Origin of the sequence: Streptomyces sp. NPDC102462 (assembly GCF_044765425.1) — a bacterium.
Taxonomy (GTDB): domain Bacteria; phylum Actinomycetota; class Actinomycetes; order Streptomycetales; family Streptomycetaceae; genus Streptomyces.
The window spans coordinates 1-18,848 of the sequence record NZ_JBIWKB010000100.1 but is presented as its reverse complement, the minus strand read 5'-3'; the positions used below and the strand labels follow the sequence as shown (position 1 = coordinate 18,848).

The following is an 18,848-nucleotide window of genomic DNA, read 5'->3' as shown; positions in this document are numbered from 1 at the left end:
GGGGTGCTCCCCGGGGGGCCGCTGGGGGGGGGGGGGGGGGGGCCCCGGGGGGCCCCCCCCCCCCACCCCGGGGGGGGGGGGGGCCCCCCCCCCCCCCCCACCCGGTTTTCTCTTGCTCAGGGGCGTTTTTTGCGGTGCTTCAACGACGAGGACCGCAGCAGCAGGGCGCCGACGACGAACAGCACGACGGCCAGCACGACGAAGATCTCCGTCTGTCCCCCGGTCGCGGCGAGTGCCCCACCTCCCCCGACAGCGCCTCCGATGCCCTTGCCGATGCCGGGGCCTCCGTACATGGCCGTCTACTCCCTTCCCGGTGTCACGCGTTTCCCGGGCGCCGCGGGCGGGTGCACGATCCCCGCCGACGCGGCGCCCTCTACAAGACAGAGGCCCCGTCGGCACGGACATGACGCGTGCATGCGACGACCGGAGCGGGGCCGTGCCGAAGCGGCGGGCCGCGGCCGGGACGAACTCCAAATCACCTGCGGGCAAGGGCAGTCCGACTGAGTGAGGTTTGACCTCAATATCGGACTCACCGAGTCATATCCCTACATTCCCGACCTCTAGGCAGAACAGCGGGACAAGCGCGGTGAGTCGATCGCCTGCAAACACCGTACGAGCGGAGGGATTTCATCATGTCCGACACCGGTTCGTCTTCTGGTGAGCCTGCGGCCTCGGAGGCCGGGAAGGACCGTGGCCGCCGCGCCCGGCGCATCATCCTGATCTCAACGGCGTTGGCATGCGCGGTGGGAGCCATCTCCACGTCGTTCTCACCGCCCAAGACCCTTTCGGCGTATCCCCCCGCGGCCGGCGCACAACCCGACCCGGCGCCCGCCCCGGCGGCCCCGGACTTCGGCGATGCGGAGCCCGCGCCGAAGGAGGCCCCCGCCGACGAGGAAGAGGAAGGCAAAGCGGTGCGTCCGGGCGCGGTCCCGGTCACCGTTCCGGCGGACGCCGCGCACTCGGACATCCCGGCGCTGGCGTTCGAGGCCTATCAGCGCGCCGCCGACGAGCAGGCGGCCCGGACGCCCGGCTGCCATCTGCCGTGGACGCTGCTCGCCGCGATCGGCCAGGTCGAGTCGAACCACGCGAGGAACGGCGCCCTCACCAGTGAGGGCTTTACGACGTCCCCGATCCTGGGGCCGGTGCTCAACGGCGGGCCCTTCGCCGCGCTGCGCGACTCCGACCAGGGGAAGTTCGATGGCGACACCACCTGGGACCGGGCGGTCGGGCCCATGCAGTTCATCCCCTCGACGTGGAAACGCTGGGGCACCACCACCCGGCCGACGCTCGACGCCGATCCCAACAACATCTTCGACGCCACCACGACGGCGGCCGCCTATCTGTGCGCCGACAACCGCGACCTCAGCGATCCGCAGCAGCTGAGCCGGGCCATCCTCAGCTACAACCCCTCGGACGTCTATCTGCGCGACGTGCTGGCGTGGAACTCCGTCTACATCACCGGGCACACGGTCGGGGCCATGCCCCTACCCGCGATGCCCGGCATGCCTGCCATGCCCGCGGTGCCTGCCGTGGACAACGGCGGCACCGGCTCCGGCGGTCGTGTGAACGGCGGGACCGCACCGTCCGCGCCCGCGGGGCAGGTGGTGGAGGCCGCGCTGTCCGGGCGCACGGGCCAGGGTGGCAACGCCGTCCGTCCGGCCGGCGGCCGCACGACCGGGACCGTCACGTCCGGAGGCGTCAAGGGCGGGCCGTCCACGCCCCCGAGGCCGTCCGCGGGCGCGGGGACAGGGGCGGAGCGGCCTTCGGCCGACGGCCACGACGCTCCCCCTCCGCAGCAACTCCCCGAGCCGGACAGCGGCGTTCACGTCCCCGAGCCGGTGCCCTCGGCCACTCACCCGGCCGCCGGCTCCACACCGGACAGTGCGCCCCCGCGGACCGAGACGGGCTCCGGCACACCGCACACCTCGTCTCCCGCCCGCTCCACCTCCCTCCTGACCACCGCCACGGCCCGGCTCGGCGGAGTCCTGGACCACCTCGGCCGCCGAATCCTCGGCTGACCCCCCCCGGCGACCGAGCGACACCCGGCACGGCCGAACAAGCTGAAACCAGTCCGACGCACCCACCTGGGCTGCGCCGCCCCGCCGAGCAGCGTGACCGGAGGGCGCGGCGGGGCGACTTGGCCGGCCGGAGCGGCCCAGCAACGTGGCCGGGCGACGTGGCCGGGGCGGCCGTAGTGGCATCGTGCGGCGACGGCGATCGGCAGGGGCTCGGGCTCGGGCTCGGTGGCAGGCGACACCTGCCGCCCTGCCACGCCCCCTGCCCCGGCCACCGCCCACCCGACCGACCGCGCCGCCGTCCCGGCGTGCGGCATCGATTCACGTACACCGCGCGCGGGCGCGGCACGAACGCCCGTATCAGGCATCCGTGTCGGGCGACCAGAGCACATCGCACCCCGGACCCGCCGCGGCGCCGGGCATCCCGGCGGACGACGCCTGCCACCCCGACACCAGCTCCCGCGACAGCGCGCAGCGCAGCGCCGTACCGCGCACTCCTGCCGAGCCTCCGCCCGCACCGCGGACCGCGCCGCCGTCCCGGCGCGCGGCATCGACTCACGTACACCGAGCCCGGGCACGGCTCGAACGCCCGCGGTGCCGGGAGTGCCAGCAGGCGGCGGGCCGCCCGACCGTGTGCCGGCCAAGGGGGCCGGCCGTCGCCAACTCGGGCTTCCTCTCCGCTGTCCAGGTCGGCCCGGACCCAGGCGGTTTTCGGGGTGACGGAGTGGGTGATTGTTGCGGGAAGGGCCGGGAATGCACCCGTACGGCAGACATCGCGATCGCCGGTTCTCGCGTTGACCAACCATGAACCCCCTTCCGGACTCCCGTACCCCGATCTACGACGCCCTGTACGCACAGTGGCGTGCGGATTTCCGGTACGTCCCCGGTGAGCAAGGTCCGCAGGACGTCTGCTCCGCGCCCTTCTGCCACGGCCACGCCCCGCTGGACCACACCTCACGGCCCCTGGAGCAGGCCCACCACCTGCAGACCCATCCCCTGCACACCCACCCCCTCCCGGTACCCCGGCAGCTCACCGGCCGCGGCACCCGCGGGGGCGTCTCCGTGGCCGCCTCCCCGCCACCGTTCCTGGCGGTCGGCGGCCAGTGGTACCCCGGCCCGCCGCTCGTCCCGACGAGGTAGCCGAAGGGCCGGGGCGGCCGGCCCGGCACACCGTCCGCACCGGCACCCCGCCAGGGCCCGGTGACGTCATGCTCGGCGCCCAGCCGCATCTGTATAGGGGCGCCCGGGCACACGTCGCGAGGGTGTGGGCGCGGCCACGGCGGTTCGTCCGCCGTGGCTCCCCCGCCGGCTGTCCGGCCTCGAACGAACCTTTCGCGCGTGACGAGTTGGGAGGAGCAGTGAAGTTCCACGAGCGGGCTGTTCGCGAGCTGATCAAAGACCTGGTGCCCGAGTCCAACGAGAACCTCATGACGGCCACCCGGCTGATCGAGTTCATGAGCACGCACAACGTCTTCGGCGCCCTCGGCGTCACGGACGTGTGGCTCGCCTCGGACGGCCCCAGCACCCACCGTCTGGAGGTCAACATCCGGGGCTGGGGCGTCTACCAGTCGACACCCCTGTCCCCGAAGACGGCCCCGTGGCTGAAGGCACACCAACTGGGCGCCAAACTGGATCTGCGGGCGGCGGCCGAGAGCGTGTACCGGATCGTCGCGCGGGTCGTGGAGTCCGTGGGCCTGGACGCCGAGGAGTACCTGCACGACGCGATCGCGACGTACCGGGTGGAGGTCGGACACACCGGGGGCGGCACGACGGTCCTGCTGGGCGGTCCGAGGGCGAAGGAGGCCCTTGTCATCGCGATGGGCGCGCTGAGCGTGGCCGCCGCCGAACTCGGGCTGGACTGCGTCCCCGCCGAGGCGCGGCAGCAGCTGGAGGAGAACGGCGCGTACGACATCGGCCCGGTGAGCGTCACGATCAGCCACGGCGTGATCCTCGGTCCTGGGCCCGTGCTGAAGCGGCGGCCCGTCGTGGCGGCGGTGGACCGGTTCCTGCACTGACCGTGCGATCCGGCCCCGTCCGCTGACACGCCCCCTTGCCACGGTTTCCGTACGTGTGCGCGAGGTGTGCACACGATCGTGGCAGCGAGTTGGACATCGCGCGGAGAACGCGTACAACTGCGGTACCAGGGCCTCCCGTACGGCCTCCGCCCCGCATCCCCCGAGCGGCCGGGAGGCCCTGTCATGCCTCGGTGCGACCCCCGCCCGTCCGGCCCCGGGCGGTCCGACCCCGGCCGGTGCGGCCCGCGGTCAGCGGGACTCGGGTCCGGCGACGGCGAGTTCGTAGGCCACTTCCCAGCGCACGTCGGGGACGACGAGGTCGGTCGTCTCCACCGCGCGGCCGTCGCTGTCGTAGTACGTCCGCTCGATGACGAGGATCAGATCGCCGAGGCCGATGCCGAGCAGGTCGGCCTGTTCCCGGGTGGCGCGGGCCGGGCGCGGCACCTCGACCGCGGTGACGATGTCGATGCCCTTCGCACGGAGCCGCCCGGCCACGGCCCCGCTCGTGTCGGGCCGCCGCTGCGACGGCACCGTGGGTCTCATGACCGCGGGCGCGGGTTCCCAGCTGACGGCGAACTGGGAGGTCAGGGCGTCCGCGATGAATTCGTAGCCGGTGCGTACGCACGGGTCGCCGGGCGCGATACCGAGCCGCCGGGCGATGTGGTCGGGCGCGGCCGTGCGTACCTGGGATCGTGCCTGCCACACGCCGACGTGGTCCGGCTCGGCCATGCCGCCCGTGAAGGTGACGCCGCCGGCCGGCTTACGGGGCCGGGAACGGATCATGCGGCGGCGCTCACGGGGCCTGGCCACGTAGGTGCCGGAACCGGCGCGTCCTTCCAGGTAGCCCTCGATGATCAGGCGCTCCTGTGCCTTCTGCATGACGTTGGGGTTGACCCCGTACTCCTCGGCCATGCGGGCGCGGGAGGGAAGTTTCGCGCCGACGGGCCAGTCGCCGCGGGCGAGGCGACGGCGCAGGTCGTCGGCGACCACCTGGTGTCGCGGCGGGTCATCGTGCCCCATGTGAAGACTCCGTACTCGGTTGGCGGTCTGCAAAGTGTGGCGTTTGAACCCCGGCCGACGAGCTAATGCATTAGAACTGCGTTAAGTCACCGGGCATATGCGGAGGGGATACGTGGACGCGTGGATCGCGGGGGCCGTGACCGCGCCTTCGCACTCGGCGTGCGCCGCGGCCGGCCGGGCACCCGGGTCAGGGGTCCGGGGGCGCGTCGGCGTCCCGGCTCCGGACGGCCGCGGTGCCGCGCGTCCGCACCCTCTTCGTACCGCCCCTGCACAGTTCGAACATCTGTTAGTCCCTGGAGTCCACGCGATGACACGTGCCGCCTCGACCACCCCCGTGCCACAGCGAGAGCTGGTCGGCACCGTCCCTGACCGGGCGCACGTCGCGCTCTACACAAGCAGCCCGGATTCCCGGGCCGCAACTCAAGCGCTCATGGGGCTGCGGGAGTTCGCCATCCGGCAGGGGTGGACCGTCGTGCACAAGGTGTACGACCTGGCGCCGCTCGACGCGCCCCTTTGGCACCGCACCGGCTGGCGCGCCGTCCAGCATCTGCTGGGCACCGGCGCGGCCACGGGGCTCGTCGTCCCCGATGAGCGTGTGGTCGCGCGGCACACCGGAGACCGGGACGTGCTGCACAGCTGGCTGTTGGGGCTGCCCGCCTTCGCGGTGTGCGCGTACCCCCGTGCCGGGCACGCGAGGCTGCCGCTGCGGCCCGTCCGGGCGCTGGAGGGCGCCGCCTTCCGCCGTGCACTGCGCTGGCCGGTCGGTGCGCACTGGCGCCGCTCCTACCCGTTGCACCCGCTCAGCGTGCAGCAGGCACGGGAGGCGGCCCGCGGCTATCTGACCTTACGGAGCTGGCCCGGTGACATCGTTGTCGCGGGCGATGTCCTCGCCCGGCTCGCCTACAACGCCGTCGTACACGCCCAACCCGCCGGCGACGCGGACGCGCGCATGCGGGTACGGCTGACGCTGAGCGAGTCCGACGGGCTGCTGGTGGAGGTGGGGGATCCGCGCCCCGACTTCCGGAACAGCGCGGCCGCCATCGCCGGAGTGCTGGGCAACGGGCTGCGGGAGGCACGGCTCCTGGGCGCCGAGGTGAGCTGGCGGCCCGCCCCGGACGGCCAGGGCAAGTTCGTCCGAGCCCGCCTGCCGGCGGCACGTACCCCCTCGTAGGAGGCCCAGCACCACGGCGAAGCGGCGCGGTGGAACCGGCCGCGGGCCGCAGCCCGCACTGGGCGTCCCGGCAGGGGTGCGGCGCCCCAACGCGCTGTAATCCTCAGGTCCTTCAGGGGTGGGTCTGCGGGACCGGGTGTTCAACGGAAGCCGCAGGCGTCGTCCTGGTCGGCGCGGGCCGGCGGTGGCCGTGCGGAATTGCGGTGCAGGCGGCACCTGCCGTGCGGCGGTACGTGCGGTGCAGGTGGTACCGCCGGCACGGCCGCTGTCGCATGGCTCGCGACCGCCGGGGGGGCGCGTACGGCCGAGTTCTCGGCTCCGCTCGCGACCTCCGTGGTGAACGGCCCTGCCCTGCTCGTTCGTTGGGGCGGGCAGGACAAGGGGGGTGTCGGTGCGGTCACACCAGGCCGGTGACCGTCACCGTGACCCGGGTCGGCGACCGGTCCCCGGCCGCGGCCCGCACCGCGGCCCGCACCGCGCGCGTCACGTCGACGGCACGGTGGCCGCGCCGCAGGACGACGCTGACCTCGACCGTCAGGGTGCCCGGCGCGCTTCCGCGTCCGACCCGCACGGCGGACCTCGCCCGGCTCGCCTCGGGGTTCGCCCGGCGCCCTGTCGCGCGCGCCGCGACGGAGGAGCGCAGCAGTCCCGCCAGTCCGGGCCGCAGGAACGCCACGCCGGGCACGTCCGCGACCGCCTGGGCGATCCGCTCGGTCAACTCCGCGGGCACACCGTCCGTTATCACCTCGTTCCTCCCTCCGCCAGATCGCCTTCGTGCAGGACGTCGGTGAAGGTCACGTCCACCGAGCCGACCTCCATGCCCAGCAGTTCGTCCGCCGCACCGAACACCCTTTCCCGCACCTGCTCCGCCACCCGCTGAAGGTTGACCGTCGCGGCGACCACGACCTCGACGCGCACCGCCACCGGCCCGCGTGTCCGCCGCGCGGACGCCGCCGCGCCGGAGCCGGCCGGGGCGATCCGGCAACTGCCGGTTCGCGCACCGGGCACGGTATCGGCCGCCGAGCGCAGCACCTTGGCGGCCGCGGCCTCCACGATCCAGTCGTCCTCCGCCAGGGTGCCCAGCGGGAGCGTACGGCCGGGGCGCAGTTCGAGGCGTACGACGTCCATCACACGCTCGACGAGCGCTCCGGCGTCCTCCTGGGGCGGCTCCTCCGCCCTCGCCCGCCGTACGACGTCCTGGAGCCGGTCCAGGTCGTGCAGCGCGGCGGAGCAGTGCGGGCAGGTATGCGTGTGCGGGTCGGTGGAGCCCTGCTCCCACTGGCGCCACACATCCTCCAACTTCCGGCCGCAGGGCAGCAGTTCGTCCCCGGATACCTCTTCGCCGCGGGTCGCGTCGGCCGAGCCGGAGTTCGGGTCCGCGTTCATTGCCATGCGACCATCGCCTCCGTCAGCTGGCGCCGCGCGCGGAAGACGCGTCCACGGACCGCCTCCTGACTGATTCCGACCATGTCGGCCACTGCCTCGTACGGTAGTCCGTTCAACTCCCTGAGTACCCAGCACACCCGTTGCTCGGGCGACAGGACGGCCATCGCCCGCGACAGGGCTTCGACGGCGGCGTGCGCCTCCGCCACCCGCGCCGGGGACGCCTGGTGTTCGGGTGCCGCGGGTTCGGGCACCGCGTCCAGCGCGGCCACCGGGCGCCGTCCGCGCAGCACGTTCAGGCACCGGTTGGTGACGATCCGGTACATCCACGTGCCGAACGCGGAGTCGCCGCGGAACTCCGGCAGTTTGCGCCAGGCGCTGACGAAGGCGTCCTGTACGGCGTCCTCCGCCTCGGTCCTGTTGCCGAGCAGCCGCGTGGCCAGTTGCAGCAGCCCGGGGCCGTGGCGGCGCACCAGTATCTCGAAGGCCTCCTCGTCGCCCTCTCCTGCCCGTACCGCCAATAAGGCGTCCTCGTGCCGTTCGCCGTCGTCCTCGGCGTCCGTCGGGCTGTCCCGGTGCCCCGGCACTGGTGGTCTCCTCTCGTTCGGCCCGTCCCCATCCGACTCCTCCCCTCGGCCGTATGACACGGCGTCGCCGTGCGCGTTACGCGGCAGCGGAAGGCTGCCTGTACGAAGGGGGGAATCACGGGCATCGCGTAATGAAACGTCAGTAGACGTGTCCAAGTAGGTGACCGCGCACAGGGACATTGATCCAGGAGGCACACCGATGACGGCACAGGAGTCCAATCCGACAGGGGCGGGTGCGGGCGGTTCGGGCCCGGTTCCCGGCCTGACCGCGGTGCTCGGCGGAGCCGGCGAGACCACGCCGGCCGCGGCCGGGCGGGGCGGCGAGAAGCGGGCCGCGGAGGAGCGGGGCAGGACGACCATCGCCGACGTCGTGGTGGTCAAGATCGCGGGCATGGCGGCGCGTGAGGTGCCCGGCGTGTACGACATGGGCGCCGGTGGTCTGTCCCGCACGATCGGCGCGGTCCGTGACCGGGTGCCGGGCGGGCGGCCGAACGTGGGGCGCGGGGTGAAGGTCGAGGTCGGTGAACGGCAGGCCGCCGTCGACCTGAACCTGGTCGTCGAGTACGGGGTGCCCATTCCCGAGGTCGCGCGCGAGGTACGGGCGAACGTGATCTCCGCCGTGGAGCGGATCACGGGGCTTGAGGTGGTCGAGGTGCAGGTGGCCGTCGACGACGTGCACCTGCCCGACGACGACACGAGCGGCGCGGCGGACGCACGTGTGGAGTGACGGGCCCGTACGGGCAGGGTGCGCCGCCGGTGCCGGGCCGGGCCGGGCGGGGCGCCGAGGAGGCCGAGGAGACGGACGGAGGCGGGCGGCGCGATGAGCAGAGCCGAGACAGGGTTGTTGGTGGGCATGGCCCTCGGCTACGCGGGCTGGTTCGGTGGGTTCAGGGCGTTCCTGCTGGTCGCCGGGATGGGGGCGGTCGGTTGGATCGCGGGCCGTTTCCTCGACACGGGGACCGTTCGGCCGGAGTTCTTCGGGTCCCGTGACGCCGAACACGACGACCACGGCCCGGGCAGGCCCCGATGACCACGCCGGAAACCAACTCGGGCACGCCGGGCCCGGGTTCGGACGGAGCCGGAATGGGCTCGGGTGCGGCTGGGGTGGGCTCGGATACGGCGGGGGCGCGCACGGGTGCGGCTATGACGGGCTCGGATACGGCCGGAACGGACTCGGATACGGCCGGGGCGGGCGCAGATAGGGCAGGGGCGAGCACGGATATGGCAGGGGCGGGCGCGGGCGCGGCCGGGGTGGGCTCGGGTGCCGCCGGGGCGGGCTCAGGTACGGCCGGGACGCACAGCACCGAGGCGGGCACAGGCATGGCCGGGAACGGCTCCGATACGGCCGGGGCGGGCGCGGTCACGGCCGGGGTCGGCATGGTTGGGGTCGGGGCGGGTGCAGGGAAGGCCGGGGCGGGCCTTGTCGGGGCCGGGGAGCGTGGGCGGACCGTCGTCAGTGACCGAGCGGTGCGTCGCATCGCCGAGCATGCCGCGCGCGAAGCGTTGCCCCCGGGAGACGTCGGGGCCGTCAACGCGAAGGTGGGGACGCGCGGTGGCCGGGCCACGGTGTCGGTCGCTCTCACGCTCCCCTACCGGGCCGGTATCGCGAAGTCCGGCCACCGGGTGCGGCGGCATGTGGCGCGCCGCACGGCCGCGCTCACCGGACTCGCGGTCGCGCGCCCCCGGGTCAGGGTGCGCGCTCTGACCCCGTCTGCCGGGGCCCTGCCGGGCGGACCGGCGACCCTGGCCACGCCCGACACGGCCGGCGGTCCGGCGCGGCGCCCGTGGTCGGAGCGGCGAGTGCCCGCGGCGCTGGCGGCGCTCGTGGGCCTGTCGGCCTGCGCGACGTTGCTGTACGACGTCCTGTGCGTGCGGCTGGCGGGGCGTACCGCGGCGCCCTGGCGGTCGCGTGCGCTCACCTGGCTGTCCAACCACGGCCCCGGCGGCTTCCCGGTGGCGCTGAGCGCCGCCATGACCGTGCTCGGCGTCGCGATGGTGCTGCTCGCGGTGGCACCCGGCCGGCGTCGCTCGCTCGCGATGCGCACCGCCGACGGGAGTGTGCGTGCGACGCTCGACCGGTCGGCGGCGCAGGCGGTGGTGCGTGACGCCGTGTCGGACGTGTCCGGGATCTCCCAGGTGCGGGTTCGGGTCAGGCGTCGGCGGGCGCGGATCCGGGCCGCCGTCGAGTTCGGTGACCGGGAGGTCGCGCACCGGCAGGTGGTGACCACCGTCGACCAGGCCCTCGGCGCGTGCGGGTTGGGCCGTACGCCCCGCCCGCGGGTGCGGGTACGTACCGCGCCGGATTGGCACGATCCTGGACGGCACGACCGTGTGAGCCCGGGGAGCCCGCCGCGGCCGGGGAGCGGTGTGTCGTGAACCGGCTGCGCAGCGGCGTCAACAGGGCCGTGCTGGTCTGCGCCGGCCTTCCCCTGGCGGCGGCGGGGATCACGCTCGGGGTCCCCGAAGTCGTCGGTCACGACCGGATGCCGTCCTGGTGGCCCGTGGCCGCCTCCGGAACGGTCTGGGTGGACCGTGACGCGCTCGCCCGCTGGCGCGAGCACGGTTGGTGGGCGCCGGTGGTGGTGACGGCGCTCGCCGCCGCGCTGCTGCTGTGTCTGGGGTGGTGCGTCCTCCAGGTCCGCAGCGGTCGTGTGCGCGCCCTGCCGCTGTACGGTGACGGGCTCACCCTCGACGGTGCCGCCCTCACCCGGGCCGTGGCACGAAGCACGCGGTCCGTGCCCGGGGTGACGCAGGTACGTGTCCGTCTCCTCGGCCGGCCCGGCCGGCTCCGGGTCCGTATGCATCTCGTTCTGGCCCCGGATGCCTCACCCGCGGCGGTACTGTCGCACATCAGTACGCACACCCTGCCGGAAGCGCGGGAGGCGGTAGCCCCGCGGCAGCTCAACACCGAGATCCGTATCCGCGTCCACCGACACCCCCACCAGCGCGTCAACTGACGCACGGCCCGTGCTGCCCACCACACCGCCCCGTACCCGCGGTATCGGCACCGGCGCCTCAACAGCCACGGCTGGTCATGGTCGAGCGACCGGTCTCGATCGGGGCCCTGCCACCGGCCGTACCGAGGGACATGGGCTGCCCGGGCTGGGCCGCCCTCGGCCCCCGCAAGGCAGCGCCATGGGCAACTGGGCCCAGCCCTCGGCATCGGCAGACCCCCGGATCGGCACTTTCAGCCAACAGCGCATTCAGAGTGTCCACATCTCCGCGGCCAGCCGCATAGCCCACTGCGGTACGCAACCGATCCCCATCCGGCATGCCGATCACCCCTCACAGCGACGCGGGCCGCGCCCGCCAGGCCCGAGCGCGCCATTCCGGCCGGCTCCGCGGGGGCGGGCGCGCCTTCCGACGGCCGGGGTGCGGGGCGGCGTGGGCACCACTGGTTCACAGCTCTGGGCAGCTGCCCGGGGTCGCGGTCCCACCTCGATGAAACAGACAGCGGCCCCCCAGGCCCCGGCACCGATTCCGCCCCTGCATCCGCCAGCTCTCTCACCAACGCCTCAACTGACCCACCACGGCAGCCCTTCGCCTCCCACACCGGACACCCCACCCACGACGACACAGCCGCACACCAGCACGGGCTGCCCGCCGAAAGCACGGCAGGCAATCACGCCCACCCCGGCACCGGGATCCGCCCCGCATCCGCCAGCACCCGCATCAACGCCTCAGCTGATCCGCGCCGGCGGGCAGCGCCCCGCCCAAAACAGGGGCCCGGTCCACCGCCCACCGCACCCCCAGCCGGAAGCGGGAGGCGATCACGACCGCCCTCGGCCCCTGGATCCGCGCCGCAGCCGCCCTCATCCGGCCGCTCTCTCACCAACGCCTCAACTGACCCACCACGGCAGCCCTTCGCCTCCCACACCGGACACCCCACCCACGACGACACAGCCGCACACCAGCACGGGCTGCCCGCCGAAAGCACGGCAGGCAATCACGCCCACCCCGGCACCGGGATCCGCCCCGCATCCGCCAGCACCCGCATCAACGCCTCAGCTGATCCGCGCCGGCGGGCAGCGCCCCGCCCAAAACAGGGGCCCGGTCCACCGCCCACCGCACCCCCAGCCGGAAGCGGGAGGCGATCACGACCGCCCGCCGGATCCGCGCCGTAGCCGCCCTCATCCGGCTGCTCTCTCGCCAACGTCTCAACCGGCCCGTCGCGGTGGCCGTTCGTTGGTCACATCTGATCTGTCGAGCCGGTAATAACACGGCAGGATGTCCCTCGAAAGCTGGATGTCTTGAGGCTCATGACGCTCGTTAGGTGACCGTGACTTGGAATGAAACGGTCTGTGCGCGTCAGAAACGGATGCCCCCCACACCGGTTGATCCGAACTCCTTCGGATACGGCGGGTCGTGGCTGGATCCGGCCGCAGTGCGGGCCCGTCTCCGGCGGTGCGCGGTGCTGCTGGAGAATCTGCTCGACAGGACCCTCAGGTCGGAGCCCGACTCGATGAATGCGGGCGCACATGGATGAGATCCGGGACAGGTGGGATCCCTATGGCACCCAGTTCACCCAGAACGTCGGATACGACGCGCCGTCCGCTCCGTACTGCGAGCAGTGCAACGCGATTCAGGCGCATTGGTGTCAGCACACCCCTGAGACGACAACGGCGGGAGGTGGCTGGGATCTCGACGCGGAACTGGCTCACATGCTGAACATGGAATCCGGCATGGATCCCGCCTACTCCAGCCCGTCCGGGCACGGCGCCTACCGCGCTCCGACCCACCAACGGGCGGCCCGAGCGAGGAACCGCAGCCATGCCGGCCGGCCCAGGATCAGGCCGACCACCCTCCTGCTCACGGCCATCATCGTGTGCGCCATGACCATGCTGGGCTGGTCCATCTCCTATTCGTACGAGCAACTGCGCGCCGTGGCCTCCTTGTTCATGCCGCAGACGCTGGCACGCTGGTGGCCGTGGATGCTGTACGGGCCCTGGCTCGCGGCGGGCCTGTCCATCATGCGGGCGTCCCTCCAGCGCCGTACCGCCCGTTGGTCCTGGACCGTCATCGTGACCGCCTCCGTCGGGTCGGTCGCGCTCTGCGTCGGAAACTCCTCGAAGTCCCTGCTGATGATGGCCGTCGCCGGAATTCCACCGCTCACCGCGCTGGCCTGTTTCCAGGAGCTGGTCAGTCAGTTCTCCTACCGGTACCACCCCCAGCACGCCCTGCACAGCCCGAAGCGGGGCCCCGTCCGTCACTGACGCGCACCGCATGCGCAGGCGCCACGCTCAAACAAGGGGAACACCGGAACAACGGGAACACGCGAGGTCAGCCCCTACGAGACCCGGGCACCCCTCGTCCGCGCTCATGGCGACGAGGGGGAACAGCCCGCGGGGATCAGCAGGCCCTCCGCCGTGCGCACCGCCCGGTGGTGCCGTACCCACAGAAAGACACACACCTCATCTCCATGTTCAGATTCACGCGTCATGAACGGGCGCACCGGCGAGCCCCGGAGGCGGGCCGGCGCCTGCCCGGCTGGGGCTTTGCGGGGAGCCCGGTGACGGACGGCATGCTCAGGCAGGCCGCCGGTGCCCGGCTGATCGCCGCGCCCAACCAGCAGGTTCTGATCCCCGTGGCCCTGCGCTACGGCCGCGCCGATCCGCTGGCGGTGCACATCGACTTCCCGTCGTTGGTGTCCCCGGACGACAGGGACATGACCTGGACGTTCGCCCGCGAACTGCTGGCCCAGGGCCTGTACCAGCCCGCCGGCATCGGGGACGTGTACATCTGGCCCTGCGGCCCCGCCTACACGATCATGGAGTTCCGGGGCGCCGAGGGCAGGGCCGTGGCCAAGTTCGACACCTCTGTGCTGCGTCGTTTCCTGCTGCGTTCGTACGCGCTGGTCGACCGTGGCAGCGAGGATGTGGAGCCCGCTCTCGACAGGGGGCTGGCCGCCCTGCTGGGCGAGGCCTGACGGCTTCCGGCGCCCCCGATCGGTGGCGCCGGAAGGCCGCGGACCGATGACCCGGGGCGCCACGCCCCGTCAGGTCCCGGCCGCCGGCCCGGCGTTCCCTTCGCGGGCCTCGGGTAGAGAGCGTGGGACGGCCGGGTCGCACCTGCCTGACCTCGCACGTTCCCGTTGTTCCACTGTTCCCTCTGCCTGCGGCAGGTGGCCGCTGTCCATCGGCGCGGGCAGAAGGCCCCACACACCGGTCCGGGAACAGCCGACATGCCAGTAGCCCGGAGACATGGGCAACTCCGGGCTACTGGCGGCGGAGTGGTGCTCTCGGAGCAAAGCACCACTCCTGTTCCCGGCTCAGCCCTCTCCACTCACTGGACCGGGAAACTCAGTCCGCCGACCGACACAGCTGAAAAGAACCCGTACCGGGTTGTCCGTCCAGCAATCAGTCAGCTCTTTATGGGGTGTCAATTATTCTTCAGGGCACCTGAATCACATACGGCAGACATGAAGACACATCTGGCGCATCACATTCGCGGACACCCTGTTCCGGCAGCACGGAGCCGCCTCTCCGGAGGAAACGAGTACCACCCGGATTTGACTCGCCGAGACTATCACGCGTTTCGCTGCCGCCACATCGACGACCCTCCGCTATTCACCTGCCGCCCGACCGAATTCCTCGAACATTTTCCCAGCGAATTCGAAGGGCGTTCGACGGGGTTTTCAGCTACGGTCCGACCGAGCCGTACCTCGCGGTTTCCACCACCTCCGCGTCGCCCGGCGGGGCGTCCAATGTGTGTGTTCCGCCCGCGCCACCGAAGACCAGGGCCCGTACGCCCCAGAAGCGCAGGACGGTCGCCAGCGCCATGCCGATCCCGGCGCCCGAGACGGTGTCGGCACGCTGCGAGGTCAGGCCCAGGCCGTAGTGGCTGACGGCGAGACACAGCAGCTGGACGAGGGCACCGGCCACGTACACCGCCAGGAAGACGGCGTACGAGCGCAGGCCCCTGGTCCCCGTGTGCCGGTAGGTACCGAGCGTGTTGCCGACGTAGGCGACCGTGCAACCCGCCGCGAAGGACAGCGCCTTCGCGGTCAGCGGGCCGAGGCCGGCGGGCCCGCCCAGCCACAGGAACAGCGCCAGGTCGACGGCGTACCCGAGCAGACCGACCCCGGCGAAGCCCAGCAGCTCACGCCGGCTCACCAAGGGGCCACCGCCAGGCCGTACAGCACCAGCCACGCCAGTCCGATCAGGGCCAGGGCCCGGTCCCGCAGGACCACCTCCTCGGGCTCACCCGCGGTGCCGCGATCGGCGAAGACGGCGTATCTGAGCACCGCGAGGATGAAGGCGGCCATCGACAGCTGCCGCCACGGCAGCACGCCCGTGTGCGCGGCGCCGTCCTCCAGGGTCCACATGCAGTAGCCGAGGACGGCGACCGAGGCGGCCAGCTGCCACACGAAGCGCAGATAGCCCGTCGTGTACTCGCTCAGCAGCGCCCGCGTGGCGCCGGCCTTCCCGGCCATCTGAAGCGCCTCGGAGTACCGCTTCGCCGACACCATGAACAGCGCCCCGAAACCGGTGGTGATCAGGAACCAGCGCGACAGCGGGATCCCGAGCGCGATGCCGCCGATCATCGCGCGCATCAGGAAGCCCGTCGTGACCACCACCAGATCGACGACCAGCACATGCTTGAGACTGACGGAGTACGCCCACTGCATCACGAGATACGCCGCGAGCAGCCCCGCGACGGCCGGCGTGGTCAGCCAGGCCGCGGCCAGGGGCGCTACGACCGCGAGGGCGCCCCCTGCCGCGTACGCCACCGGCACCGGCACGTCCCCGGCGGCGACCGGACGGCGGCACTTGGTGGGATGCGCGCGGTCGGCCTCGACGTCGCGGGCGTCGTTGAGCAGATAGACCGCAGCGGCAGACGCCGTGAACAGTACGAAGACGAGGGAGAGTTGGACCACGGCGTGGACCGAGAGGAACTGTCCTGCGGCGACCGGGGCGGCGACCACCAGGACGTTCTTGACCCACTGCCGGGGGCGCGCGGTTCTGACGATCCCGCGTAAGAGGCCGCCCGGCGCCGGGTGTTCGGGCCGCGGACTGTGCGTGCGGTGTTCGAGCTGCGCCGTCTCAGTCACGGGCCTGCCCCCGCATCCAGCGCGTTCCGGCGCGGGCCGTGAGCGCGCCCAGGGCCGCGCCCGCGGCGACGTCGGACGGGTAGTGGACACCCACGACCAGCCGGGACAGACACATCGCGGCCGCCACCGGCGCCAGCCCCGGCACCCCCAGCGCCCCGAAGGCCACGGCGGCGGCCGCAGCGGACGCCGCGTGCGAACTCGGAAAGGAGTGCCGGCCCGCCGTGCGCACCAACGGCTCCGTGTGCGCGGGACGGGCACGACGCACCACCCGCTTCACCCCCATGCTCGCCAGGTGCGCGCCCGCGACCAGCGCCGTCCCGCGCATCCACGCGGTCCGCCGCGGCCGGTCCGCGGCGGCCCCGGCCAGCCCCACCGCAAGCCAGAGCGCGGCGTGTTCACCGGCCAGGGACAGTCCGCGCGCGGCAGACCCGAGGCGCGGGTCGGCGCCACGGGCACGAAACGCGGCAAGGATCCGGTGATCCATGTCGTCGAAGTGATCCATGTGGACTCACTTTTCACGTCGGGGCGGTCCAAACCCCGGCAATACTCGAACCAATTCGACCAATCACCCATTCTGCGGCATGCGATCGCCGGCGCACCGCACCAGGACAGCAGGCATATCATCCGGTCGGATGATCCGATATTCCATGGGCCTGAAAGACGAATCTTCCGCCGAAAGCGTGGCGTAGGTGGATCTGGGATGATCTGAAGGCTCTATAAAGGGGTGACAATCCCTCACGCGATCACGGGAGCCTCTGCGCCGATGCCCTGAGTCAAATCTGTCCCCACTTCAGGCTCGGACGGCGCATCGGCGGCGTACGCGACAGCTGTGCGCCGGCGCTGCTCGGTGCGCGGTTCCGCATCGAGCAGCCGACCCGCCGATCGTGGATCCGACCTCTGGAACTCGCTCGCGATGATCCCTCATCCAGGAGCCGCCTTGTCTTCTTCGGCCGGACACTACGCACCGTCCGCCGGCCAACCGGGCCAGCAGAATGCCGATCCTGCGCCAGAAAAGTTCAACGACCAGGAGTTGACCCAATTAGTTCGAAGCGGCGACACCGAAGCATTCGCCGAGCTCTTCAATCGTCACCGTGGGGCCGCCTACCGGCTGGCCGCCATGCACACCAGTGACGCGTACACGGCACAGGACTTCGTCGCCGAGGCGTTCTTCCGGGTGCTCCAGGCACTCAGATCCGGTGGCGGTCCTTCCACCTCCTTCCGCAGCTACCTGCTGCGGGTCCTGCGCAATCTGGTGACCGAATCGGGACGGAACTCGGGGCGCCAGGTGCCCGTGCCGGACGTGAGCGCCTACGAGGTGGAGTACGCGACGTCCGCCGGAAACGAAGCCTTGCGCAAGTATGAGCACGTGCTGGTGCGGGAGGCGCTGTCCTCCCTGTCGGACCGGTGGCGAACCATCCTGTGGTGCACCATCGTCCAGTCCCAGCAGCCCGCCTCGATCGCCGACACCATGGGCATCAGCCCGAACAGTGTCGCCGCCCTGGCCTACCGGGCCAAGGAGGGCTTACGGCAGGCCTACCTCTCCGTTCATCTGGACGACAAGAGCTATCCCAGCCGGTGCTCGTACTACGTGGGCCGGCTCGCCGCGTACTCCCGTGGCCGGCTCGGCGCATGCGGTTCGGAAGAGGTCATGACGCACCTCGGCGACTGCGACACCTGTGCCGGCCTGTACCGGGAGATCGACGAACTGAACCATCTCTTACCGGTCTGAGCGGATCCGCCCGGCGAACACCTCTGCCGCGGGGGATCCCTTCACGGCCGCCCACGCCGTACGGGGGCACCTTCCGACTGCGAGGAATGCCATTGAACTTGATCCGCCTGGCGATCCGGCAAGCCACCCGGTCACAATGCCGCCACCGGGTGGGAGCCGTGCTGGCCGCGGGCAGCCGTGTCGTCGTCGCGAGTTCCAACAAGTACCGGAACTCGCCCCTCATCGATCACCACAACAGCACGTTCCACGCGGAGGACGCCGCGCTCCGGCGTGCCCGTGGGGCTCCGGTGAGCATGGTGTTCGTGGCCCGGGTCAACGCCGCGTGCGTGCCCATGCTGGCGCGGCCCTGCGACCGGTGTGTCGACAAGCTGGCGCAGGCGGGGGTGCTCAGGGCCTACTACACCGCGGGCCCGAACACGGTGGAGGTGCTGGAGATCCCCCCGATACGTCCGCGGCCGGGTTCGCCATGAGAACGCGCCTCGGGAGACGGCCAACGGACGTGCCCCGAGCGGCCGGTGCCATCGTCAGCGGTACGGCCACCGAGCCACCGCGACACGGCTCGACCCCGAGAAACGGTCGCCGGGCGGTGGCCCAAGCGGGCGGTGCTGCCGCCCACGGCCCGGCCACCGAGCCACCGCGACACGGCTCGGCCCCAAGAGACAGTCAACGGGCGGTGGCCCAAGCGGACGGTGACACCACCCACGATCCGGCCGTCAAGCCACCGCAGCCACCGCCGATACCGAGCGGGGTGCGGGGCCACCCCCCCGGCCCCCCCCCCGCCCCCCCCCCCCCCCGGCGCGGCCCCCCCCCCCCCCGGGGCCCCCCACGCGCACCACCCAGGGGGGACACCCAACCCCCCGGCCGCCCCCACCCCGTCC

General features: G+C 72.3%; 20 protein-coding genes. 12 read left to right on the top strand and 8 right to left on the bottom strand.

The features are described 5' to 3' along the window. Positions 1–116 precede the first annotated feature (116 nt). The gene (locus ACIRFL_RS41900; RefSeq protein WP_404040447.1) at positions 117–293 is read right to left on the bottom strand and encodes a hypothetical protein; all 177 of its coding nucleotides are present in this window, start codon (positions 291–293) and stop codon (positions 117–119) included. 339 nt (positions 294–632) lie between these two features. On the opposite strand from ACIRFL_RS41900, the gene ACIRFL_RS41895 reads away from it, so the two are divergent. From ACIRFL_RS41895 to ACIRFL_RS41885, 3 genes are all read left to right on the top strand, one after another. Continuing rightward, positions 633–2,018, top strand: a complete 1,386-nt coding sequence (locus ACIRFL_RS41895; protein WP_404040444.1) for a hypothetical protein — start codon at positions 633–635, stop codon at positions 2,016–2,018. A gap of 801 nt (positions 2,019–2,819) precedes the next feature. Continuing rightward, complete coding sequence (locus ACIRFL_RS41890; protein ID WP_404040442.1) at positions 2,820–3,155, top strand: hypothetical protein; 336 nt, start codon at positions 2,820–2,822, stop codon at positions 3,153–3,155. 218 nt (positions 3,156–3,373) lie between these two features. After that, positions 3,374–4,030: a hypothetical protein gene (locus tag ACIRFL_RS41885; RefSeq protein WP_404040439.1), complete on the top strand. Its 657-nt coding sequence runs from the start codon at positions 3,374–3,376 to the stop codon at positions 4,028–4,030. A gap of 249 nt (positions 4,031–4,279) precedes the next feature. Here ACIRFL_RS41885 and ACIRFL_RS41880 read toward each other — a convergent pair whose 3' ends face one another. Beyond that, complete coding sequence (locus ACIRFL_RS41880; RefSeq protein ID WP_404040436.1) at positions 4,280–5,050, bottom strand: GntR family transcriptional regulator; 771 nt, start codon at positions 5,048–5,050, stop codon at positions 4,280–4,282. Positions 5,051–5,357: 307 nt separating this feature from the next. On the opposite strand from ACIRFL_RS41880, the gene ACIRFL_RS41875 reads away from it, so the two are divergent. After that, positions 5,358–6,221: a hypothetical protein gene (locus ACIRFL_RS41875; protein WP_404040433.1), complete on the top strand. Its 864-nt coding sequence runs from the start codon at positions 5,358–5,360 to the stop codon at positions 6,219–6,221. A gap of 397 nt (positions 6,222–6,618) precedes the next feature. On the opposite strand, the gene ACIRFL_RS41870 is transcribed toward ACIRFL_RS41875, so the two are convergent. From ACIRFL_RS41870 to ACIRFL_RS41860, 3 genes are read right to left on the bottom strand one after another with little or no spacing between them, the layout of a single operon-like run. Beyond that, positions 6,619–6,966, bottom strand: coding sequence for an Asp23/Gls24 family envelope stress response protein (locus ACIRFL_RS41870; RefSeq protein WP_404040430.1), 348 nt, complete (start codon positions 6,964–6,966; stop codon positions 6,619–6,621). Next, the gene (locus ACIRFL_RS41865) at positions 6,963–7,613 is read right to left on the bottom strand and encodes an Asp23/Gls24 family envelope stress response protein (RefSeq protein WP_404040427.1); all 651 of its coding nucleotides are present in this window, start codon (positions 7,611–7,613) and stop codon (positions 6,963–6,965) included. The genes ACIRFL_RS41870 and ACIRFL_RS41865 overlap by 4 nt, the downstream gene beginning before the upstream one ends. Then, complete coding sequence (locus ACIRFL_RS41860) at positions 7,604–8,191, bottom strand: RNA polymerase sigma factor (protein ID WP_404040424.1); 588 nt, start codon at positions 8,189–8,191, stop codon at positions 7,604–7,606. The genes ACIRFL_RS41865 and ACIRFL_RS41860 overlap by 10 nt, the downstream gene beginning before the upstream one ends. Before the next feature lie 199 nt (positions 8,192–8,390). Here ACIRFL_RS41860 and ACIRFL_RS41855 point away from each other — a divergent pair, with 199 nt between their 5' ends. The 6 genes from ACIRFL_RS41855 to ACIRFL_RS41830 all read left to right on the top strand — a co-directional run bounded on the left by ACIRFL_RS41855 (position 8,391) and on the right by ACIRFL_RS41830 (position 14,117). Continuing rightward, positions 8,391–8,918, top strand: a complete 528-nt coding sequence (locus ACIRFL_RS41855) for an Asp23/Gls24 family envelope stress response protein (RefSeq protein WP_404040421.1) — start codon at positions 8,391–8,393, stop codon at positions 8,916–8,918. A gap of 93 nt (positions 8,919–9,011) precedes the next feature. Continuing rightward, the gene (locus tag ACIRFL_RS41850; RefSeq protein ID WP_404040418.1) at positions 9,012–9,221 is read left to right on the top strand and encodes a hypothetical protein; all 210 of its coding nucleotides are present in this window, start codon (positions 9,012–9,014) and stop codon (positions 9,219–9,221) included. 536 nt (positions 9,222–9,757) lie between these two features. Next, positions 9,758–10,567, top strand: a complete 810-nt coding sequence (locus ACIRFL_RS41845) for a DUF6286 domain-containing protein (protein ID WP_404040416.1) — start codon at positions 9,758–9,760, stop codon at positions 10,565–10,567. Next, positions 10,564–11,148, top strand: coding sequence for an alkaline shock response membrane anchor protein AmaP (locus ACIRFL_RS41840; RefSeq protein WP_404040413.1), 585 nt, complete (start codon positions 10,564–10,566; stop codon positions 11,146–11,148). The genes ACIRFL_RS41845 and ACIRFL_RS41840 overlap by 4 nt, the downstream gene beginning before the upstream one ends. Positions 11,149–12,852: 1,704 nt before the next feature. Next, positions 12,853–13,404: a DUF2637 domain-containing protein gene (locus ACIRFL_RS41835; protein WP_404040410.1), complete on the top strand. Its 552-nt coding sequence runs from the start codon at positions 12,853–12,855 to the stop codon at positions 13,402–13,404. 296 nt (positions 13,405–13,700) lie between these two features. Continuing rightward, positions 13,701–14,117: an SsgA family sporulation/cell division regulator gene (locus ACIRFL_RS41830; RefSeq protein ID WP_404040408.1), complete on the top strand. Its 417-nt coding sequence runs from the start codon at positions 13,701–13,703 to the stop codon at positions 14,115–14,117. Between the two features lie 712 nt (positions 14,118–14,829). On the opposite strand, the gene ACIRFL_RS41825 is transcribed toward ACIRFL_RS41830, so the two are convergent. From ACIRFL_RS41825 to ACIRFL_RS41815, 3 genes are read right to left on the bottom strand one after another with little or no spacing between them, the layout of a single operon-like run. After that, positions 14,830–15,306, bottom strand: a complete 477-nt coding sequence (locus ACIRFL_RS41825; RefSeq protein WP_404040405.1) for a GtrA family protein — start codon at positions 15,304–15,306, stop codon at positions 14,830–14,832. Then, on the bottom strand, positions 15,300–16,241 hold the full coding sequence (locus ACIRFL_RS41820) for a decaprenyl-phosphate phosphoribosyltransferase (RefSeq protein WP_404040403.1): 942 nt from the start codon (positions 16,239–16,241) through the stop codon (positions 15,300–15,302). The genes ACIRFL_RS41825 and ACIRFL_RS41820 overlap by 7 nt, the downstream gene beginning before the upstream one ends. After that, entirely contained in the window at positions 16,234–16,743 is a 510-nt protein-coding gene (locus tag ACIRFL_RS41815) for a phosphatase PAP2 family protein (RefSeq protein ID WP_404040400.1), read from the bottom strand. The genes ACIRFL_RS41820 and ACIRFL_RS41815 overlap by 8 nt, the downstream gene beginning before the upstream one ends. A 411-nt stretch (positions 16,744–17,154) precedes the next feature. On the opposite strand from ACIRFL_RS41815, the gene ACIRFL_RS41810 reads away from it, so the two are divergent. Both ACIRFL_RS41810 and ACIRFL_RS41805 read left to right on the top strand, forming a co-directional pair. Beyond that, the gene (locus tag ACIRFL_RS41810) at positions 17,155–17,970 is read left to right on the top strand and encodes an RNA polymerase sigma factor (protein ID WP_404040450.1); all 816 of its coding nucleotides are present in this window, start codon (positions 17,155–17,157) and stop codon (positions 17,968–17,970) included. Beyond that, entirely contained in the window at positions 17,871–18,440 is a 570-nt protein-coding gene (locus ACIRFL_RS41805) for a hypothetical protein (RefSeq protein WP_404040398.1), read from the top strand. The genes ACIRFL_RS41810 and ACIRFL_RS41805 overlap by 100 nt, the downstream gene beginning before the upstream one ends. Positions 18,441–18,848: the final 408 nt, after the last annotated feature.

Bases quoted from the DNA above. Each gene is read 5' to 3' on its own strand.
- ACIRFL_RS41900 (WP_404040447.1), bottom strand. From the start codon at position 293: ATGTACGGAGGCCCCGGCATCGGCAAGGGCATCGGAGGCGCTGTCGGG.
- ACIRFL_RS41895 (WP_404040444.1), top strand. From the start codon at position 633: ATGTCCGACACCGGTTCGTCTTCTGGTGAGCCTGCGGCCTCGGAGGCC.
- ACIRFL_RS41890 (WP_404040442.1), top strand. From the start codon at position 2,820: ATGAACCCCCTTCCGGACTCCCGTACCCCGATCTACGACGCCCTGTAC.
- ACIRFL_RS41880 (WP_404040436.1), bottom strand. From the start codon at position 5,050: ATGGGGCACGATGACCCGCCGCGACACCAGGTGGTCGCCGACGACCTG.
- ACIRFL_RS41875 (WP_404040433.1), top strand. From the start codon at position 5,358: ATGACACGTGCCGCCTCGACCACCCCCGTGCCACAGCGAGAGCTGGTC.
- ACIRFL_RS41865 (WP_404040427.1), bottom strand. From the start codon at position 7,613: ATGGCAATGAACGCGGACCCGAACTCCGGCTCGGCCGACGCGACCCGC.
- ACIRFL_RS41855 (WP_404040421.1), top strand. From the start codon at position 8,391: ATGACGGCACAGGAGTCCAATCCGACAGGGGCGGGTGCGGGCGGTTCG.
- ACIRFL_RS41850 (WP_404040418.1), top strand. From the start codon at position 9,012: ATGAGCAGAGCCGAGACAGGGTTGTTGGTGGGCATGGCCCTCGGCTAC.
- ACIRFL_RS41835 (WP_404040410.1), top strand. From the start codon at position 12,853: ATGCTGAACATGGAATCCGGCATGGATCCCGCCTACTCCAGCCCGTCC.
- ACIRFL_RS41815 (WP_404040400.1), bottom strand. From the start codon at position 16,743: ATGGATCACTTCGACGACATGGATCACCGGATCCTTGCCGCGTTTCGT.
- ACIRFL_RS41810 (WP_404040450.1), top strand. From the start codon at position 17,155: ATGATCCCTCATCCAGGAGCCGCCTTGTCTTCTTCGGCCGGACACTAC.
- ACIRFL_RS41805 (WP_404040398.1), top strand. From the start codon at position 17,871: ATGCGGTTCGGAAGAGGTCATGACGCACCTCGGCGACTGCGACACCTG.